The organism is Novipirellula sp., from assembly GCF_041583735.1.
Taxonomy (GTDB): domain Bacteria; phylum Planctomycetota; class Planctomycetia; order Pirellulales; family Pirellulaceae; genus Novipirellula.
Genome location: NZ_JBFHFD010000024.1, coordinates 26,195 through 32,369 on the forward strand (window position 1 = coordinate 26,195; position 6,175 = coordinate 32,369).

Sequence of the window (6,175 nt, forward strand, 5' to 3'; positions counted from 1 at the left end):
CATGGCTCAGTTGATGCACCATTTTGCAACACAGAACCCTTCAACCGAGTTTGTGGCCGTCAGTCCAGTCAATGGAAAGATCCCCAACGTACAGAATATGGCGGTAAATCTGGGTGGGATTAGCCGTCTGCGAAGTCGTATCACAAGTAACCGTTTCGTCAGAGCCGTGGGCGGATCCATGCTCGCGGAATCAAGCATCGCCTACCAACGTGCTCGAAAATCGATGCTTTTATTGACAGAGAAATCCGATGAACAAACGATCGTCATTTGTCTCACTTTTACCGCCACCCTGCTCGCTCGGCAAATTCTCCCCAAGGCAAAACTTATCTACTGGATCCATAGCTTGCCGAGATTGGGTCAAGAATATATGGCCTTTCGAGCAGTCAACGCAGCAGACATCGTGGCAGTTCCGTCAAATGCCATCTATCTCGAACTGTTCAAATTAATATGCCGGAATAAATTTACTGCACCAGTCTGGGTGATCCCCAATTGTGTGGATCAAGAACAATTCAAGAAAATATCACCGGAGCGGTGCCAAAACGTAAGACGCCGTTTGGGACTCAGCGAGAATGACTTGGCGATCATTCATGTCGGCCGCGCGCCGGAAAAAGGATTACAAATCGTTGAACTCGCTCTATTGCTTTGTAGGTTTAACCAGCGAAATATCGTGCTTGTCGCGGTGGGAGGACAAACATGCGGACGGCGTCGTCTATCAAAACACGCGGAGATTCTGGAAACAGGACGCGTCACCCCTCAAGAATTGAATGAGATCTACCAGGCGTGTGACTTGGGGGTGGTTCCAAGTGTGTGGTGGGAGAACTGTCCACTTGCACTACTTGAAATGATGTCACTTGGATTGTGCCCCTTGGCATCTCGGGTTGGAGGAATTCCAGAGATGATTGAAGACGGCCGCAATGGCCTGCTCGTCGATGCACCCAATGATGTTGCAGCCTGGGCCCGTGCCATTGATTCGGCACTTACAGATGACGACCTACGTCAGCGACTTGGGCATGAAGCCAGCAAGTCGACGGAAGCTCGGTTTGGAACGAAACAATACACAGACAACTGGCTGCGTTTACTGAATACTGTCGTACCGCAACTCAACTAAATTTCCTCCGAATTACGTCACGATCGTTACACTGCTTGATGGATCTAATGGAAAGAATTAAATGAAGACTCTTATAGAACTGGCGAACCAGTACCATTCGGACAAAGGCGATCACGTCGGTTGCTGCCATCGATATGCAACCCTTTACGAATCCCTATTTGCCGCCTATCGACAAAGCCCCATTTCGTTTTTGGAAATTGGATTACAGCGAGAATTCTGTCAACATCAGCCCGATTGCCCATCGCTACGGATGTGGCTCGACTTCTTTCCGCAAGCAACGATCAACGGTTTTGACATCTCAGATTTCAGTGACGTCCAGATTCCGCGTGCGACCATTTTCCAAGGCGACCAAAGCGACGCCAATCGGCTTAGAGAAATAGCAGAAGAAGCCGGCCCGTTCGACATCATTATTGACGATGGCAGCCACGCTTCGGCGCATCAACAAATTACCCTTGGCGCACTTTGGCCCCATCTCAAACCGGGCGGACTGTTTGTCATCGAAGACACTCATTGGCAACCTCAACGCGACGTCGAGCGGCGTGAGGGTATCGAAACGATGCTCTCGATTTTCAAACGGTTCTCGCTTTATGGCGAACCCATCGAATCACCCTATCTCAGCGACGAACGTTGTCGCGAAATCGAACAAAACGTGGTGCGATGCACTTTTTCGCATCCGTTTGTCGATGAGAAGGCGAGGCCGCAAAAGCGTTCAATGATCCGAGACATCGCTCGACGCGTGCTAAAAGGAAAACGACGCTACTCGGACCAACGGCTGTTCAAACTGATCATCTTGGAAAAGAAACGGATGGACGACACCTCAGAGTTCGAGACCGCCACCGTCCAGATGACGTGTGATGCCGTCTAAATTTCGGTATCGAAGTGATCGAAGCCGACTATGCAGATTTTCTTTTCCACGGTAGCGACAGCGAATTTTCTGGAAACTTTGAAGTGCCATGAGACGCAAGGCGATTAAAATAACAGACTCATTGACCAATGTTTTCTGGAATCGTCTAGACACAATCCTTCCGCGTAAAGAAGTTGGCGTCTCTGAGAGACGTTCAAGTAGAATCGGGCGGCATCGCTTGGGAGACGGTTTTTTGCAAGATGAAAGATCTTCTCTATGCTTGATGTGCTGTCGAAAACGAATCATGTCTCGAATGTTGAATCAACACACGAACAACCCTTACTAGCCAACCGACTGCTAGTTGTTTATGAAAATCATCCACTCGAAACGACGACCGTACACGCCGTACCGAGACTCTTGTCGCAATTGGCGGTGCATTTTGCCGGTACCGCCAAGGCAACCAAAATCATCGCCATCAGTCCTGGTAATTCACAATTGAAAGGAGTGCGGTTGGTCTCCGCAACGTTAGGATTTACTGGACGTCTGCATTGTCGTATGCGAGGCAACCGTCTAACACGCTCACTCGGCATCCGCCAAGACATTGAAGCAACCGCTGCCTATCAACGCATCAAGCAGGCGTTGAAGCAGTTTGAACAAACGGCGGATGAGCGAACGGTCCTCATTGCCTCGACAATTGCCGTGGCAGTGGCGGCCAAACAAGTTTTGCCGCGTGCAAGAGTGATCTACTGGATTCAAGGCATGCCGCGTTTAGGACAGGAGAGTCTCGCTTCACGTGCGGTGGCAAGCGCTGATGCGATCGTTGCTCCGAGCAAGGCAATTTACGAAGATTTATTCGCGTTGATTTGCCGCGATCGTTTTTCGGCCCCGGTTTGGACCATCCCTAACTGGAGCAACCAATCTCAGATCAAAACACTCTCCCCTGCGTTGATTGATGAGACAAGACAACGCATCGGACTTGCAGAGGATGATTTCGCAATCATGCATGTGGGACGTGCACCGGAAAAAGGACTTCAGGTAGCTAAAACCGCACTGGCGATCGGACAGTTCCAAAAGAACACGGTGCTAGTCACGATTGGGGGTGCAAAAAAGGAACGCGGCCAGCTGAACGACCGTGCTGAGTTTCTGCAATTGGGCTGGATGTCGCTCGAGGAATTAAACGCGGTGTATCAAACCTGCCAACTAGGACTCGTTCCCAGCGTATGGTGGGAAAATTGCCCACTGGCATTAATCGAAATGATGTCGCTGGGGATCTGTCCAATCGGGTCACGAGTCGGCGGCATCCCCGAGATGATTGAACACGGCAAAAATGGACTGATCGTCGATGCCCCCAACGACGTGGCTGCATGGGCATCGGCGATCGAAACGTTAGCCGCCGATGACGAACTTCGCAACCGACTTGGACATCAAGCAAGCATCTCCGTGCATCAAAAGTTCAACCAACAGCAAATACTGACTCAATGGCGACAGGTGCTCAACACGGTCGTCGCCACCGCTTAACGATTTTTGCAACCGCTCTCTGAACATTTTTGGCAGCTCGATCCCTCGGCTGATTTTCAGCTCAACTCGATGTGACGGTATGCGTCGAGGATCGATCGCGATACGCTTGAAGGTGGCAAGGCGAATTCAACAAAAGACTTGAACCAACATTTTTCACGATACACCATTGGCAATGGTGAAATGGCAATTTTCAGGAACCTGATAATCAATCGATTATCTTAGATTAAGTTTGGCAATAGTTTGACACAAATGCATTCCAAAGACATCGTCGCCTGTGTGGTCGGGGCACGCCCCAATTTTGTCAAAATGGGTCCGATCCTCCGCGGGATTGAAGCTTGTGCTCCCAACGTCCAGACTCGCTTGATCCATACCGGACAACATTACGACGATGCGATGAGCGATTCGTTTTTTCGGCAATTGGGCTTACCCCATCCTGACGTCCATCTGTCCGTCGGATCGGGTCGCCAAGGAGAACAAACTGCCAAAATTCTTGACAGCTATGAACGCTGGTTGCTCGATTGCGAACAAACGCCCGCCGCAACCCTGGTCGTCGGTGATGTCAATTCCACCGTCGGATGCGCGTTGGCTTCGGCCAAGCTTCAAATTCCTGTGATTCATGTCGAAGCGGGATTACGCAGTTTCGATCGTAGGATGCCCGAGGAAATCAATCGCGTTGTGACCGATGCGATCTCGGAGCTACTGTTGGTCAGCGAACCAAGCGGACGTGTAAACCTGCTCAAAGAGGGAAAGCCGGACGAGTCGATCCGCCTGTGCGGAAACGTCATGATCGACGTGTTGCGGTCACAGCTTGATGCCGCCACGGCGCTCGATCCGCTCCGTAAAATGGGGCTGACCGAGAATCAATATGCGGTTTGGACCATGCACCGTCCGTCCAATGTCGATGATCCCGAACAATTGCGTCGCTTTGTCGACGCGATGATACAAATCTCGCAACCATTGCCGGTCGTTTTTCCCGTCCATCCACGGACTCGCAATCGGCTCGAAACCTTAGGGCTGTGGCAAACGCTTGAAGCAACCTCAACGATTCTAGCCACCGATCCGCTGAGCTATCACGAGTTACTCGGACTGACGTCCAAAGCCAAAGTCATCATTACCGATTCGGGCGGATTGCAAGAAGAAGCGACCGCCCTGGAAATCCCCTGCCTGACGTTACGAGAAAACACCGAGCGTCCGATCACCGTCGATGAAGGCACCAGCGTGCTGGTCGGACATGATGTTGGATTACTTGTCAAACTTGTTAACGATGTGATTGAGAACAAGTTCAAGCAGGGTAAATGTCCTCAACTGTGGGATGGATCCGCGGGGCGACGCGTGGGTACCGAAGTGGCAACATTCCTGGCAAGTCGCAAGAAGCTCTCCTAACCAATCAAACATGACTAGCGAAAACGACGCCCGAATCAACGTTCCCTTCTTTCGACCCTCGATATCCGAACCCGCAATCGCGGAAGTGACCGAGTGCCTTCGCTCGGGGTGGTTGACGACGGGTCCGCGAGTGAAACAGTTTGAATCGGAGTTTGCCAAGTTCATTGGTGCCAAACACGCCGTCGCAGTGAACTCGTGTACCGCCGCACTTCATTTGGCGGTCGAAGCCATGCAATTGAAAGCGGGGCAGGGGGTTTTGGTACCGACAATGACCTTTGCCGCCACCGCCGAAATTGTGCTCTATCAAGGTGGGATTCCGATTCTGGTCGATTGCGATCCTGTCACGCTGAACATGGACTTCGAGGACGTGGCAAAAAAATTGGAGGCGGCTCGCAGCGGAGCACTGAAGGGTTCACCGATCGAGGTTGTCGGGATCATTCCGGTGCATGTGGGTGGATTGATGCTCGACGTTGATCAAATTGACGCCTTCGCAACGAAGCACGCATTGTGGGTCGTCGAAGATGCCGCTCATGCCCTGCCATCGGCCTATCGTAGGAACGCGGATCAAGCTTGGCGAATGTGTGGCGAGAACACAGCGGCAGTGACCTGTTATTCGTTTTACGCCAACAAGACCATGACCACGGGCGAAGGAGGAATGGCGGTCACCAGTGACCCGCGATTGGCGGATCGAATGCGGCAAATGTCGCTGCACGGGTTGTCCCATGACGCTTGGAAGCGTTTCCAAGGAAACAGCCAATGGGACTATCAAATCGTTGCTCCTGGCTATAAATACAACCTGACCGATCTAGCGGCTGCGATCGGGTTGCATCAACTGCAGCGTGTCGAGGCGATGCGCCAAGAACGTGAAACCATCGCCAAGTTCTTCTTCCAACGACTTCGCGATGTTGCCGAATTGGAATTGCCACCGCAACTCGAAAACCGCCTCCATTCTTGGCACCTGTTTCCCATTCGCCTGTGTCTGGATCAGTTAAGCATTGGCCGCAACGAATTCATTCAATGTTTACGCGAGCGTGGCGTCGGATGCTCGGTTCACTGGCGACCCCTGCATTTGCATCCCTACTATCAGGAAACGCTGCAGTGGCAAGCATCTGATTGCCCCACAGCAACCCATGTCTGGAATCGGCTTGTTAGCCTTCCCATCTTTCCCGGCATGACCGAACCCGAACAAGAACATGTGGTTCGCGTAGTTACTGAATTGTGTGTGCAACATTCCTTGCGACAACCAGCAGCGCAGACGAATCCATCGGGAACATAATCCCTGTGTCGAACAAATCCTCATCGATCGCGATGCCGCTATTACA

Annotated in this window: 5 protein-coding genes; all 5 read left to right on the forward strand. The window is 51.7% G+C overall.

All coding sequences use genetic code 11. From position 1 onward, the window contains the following. Nucleotide 1: 1 nt before the first annotated feature. The 5 genes from ABX962_RS03730 (at nucleotide 2) to ABX962_RS03750 (ending at nucleotide 6,129) form a co-directional block, all read left to right on the forward strand. Nucleotides 2-1,108, forward strand: a complete 1,107-nt coding sequence (locus tag ABX962_RS03730) for a glycosyltransferase family 4 protein (RefSeq protein WP_372716749.1) — start codon at nucleotides 2-4, stop codon at nucleotides 1,106-1,108. Between the two features lie 61 nt (nucleotides 1,109-1,169). Then, nucleotides 1,170-1,973, forward strand: coding sequence for a hypothetical protein (locus ABX962_RS03735; RefSeq protein WP_372716751.1), 804 nt, complete (start codon nucleotides 1,170-1,172; stop codon nucleotides 1,971-1,973). Between the two features lie 255 nt (nucleotides 1,974-2,228). Further along, nucleotides 2,229-3,470, forward strand: coding sequence for a glycosyltransferase family 4 protein (locus tag ABX962_RS03740; RefSeq protein WP_372716753.1), 1,242 nt, complete (start codon nucleotides 2,229-2,231; stop codon nucleotides 3,468-3,470). Between the two features lie 249 nt (nucleotides 3,471-3,719). After that, nucleotides 3,720-4,853 carry a non-hydrolyzing UDP-N-acetylglucosamine 2-epimerase gene (gene wecB / locus ABX962_RS03745; RefSeq protein WP_372716755.1) on the forward strand — a complete coding sequence of 378 codons (1,134 nt, stop codon included), beginning with the start codon at nucleotides 3,720-3,722 and terminating at the stop codon, nucleotides 4,851-4,853. Between the two features lie 10 nt (nucleotides 4,854-4,863). Continuing rightward, nucleotides 4,864-6,129 carry a DegT/DnrJ/EryC1/StrS family aminotransferase gene (locus ABX962_RS03750; RefSeq protein ID WP_372716757.1) on the forward strand — a complete coding sequence of 422 codons (1,266 nt, stop codon included), beginning with the start codon at nucleotides 4,864-4,866 and terminating at the stop codon, nucleotides 6,127-6,129. Nucleotides 6,130-6,175: the final 46 nt, after the last annotated feature.

Excerpts from the sequence above, each read along its gene's own strand:
- ABX962_RS03730 (WP_372716749.1), top strand. The coding sequence starts at position 2 with ATGGCTCAGTTGATGCACCATTTTGCAACACAGAACCCTTCAACCGAG.
- ABX962_RS03735 (WP_372716751.1), top strand. The coding sequence starts at position 1,170 with ATGAAGACTCTTATAGAACTGGCGAACCAGTACCATTCGGACAAAGGC.
- ABX962_RS03740 (WP_372716753.1), top strand. The coding sequence starts at position 2,229 with ATGCTTGATGTGCTGTCGAAAACGAATCATGTCTCGAATGTTGAATCA.
- wecB (WP_372716755.1), top strand. The coding sequence starts at position 3,720 with ATGCATTCCAAAGACATCGTCGCCTGTGTGGTCGGGGCACGCCCCAAT.
- ABX962_RS03750 (WP_372716757.1), top strand. The coding sequence starts at position 4,864 with ATGACTAGCGAAAACGACGCCCGAATCAACGTTCCCTTCTTTCGACCC.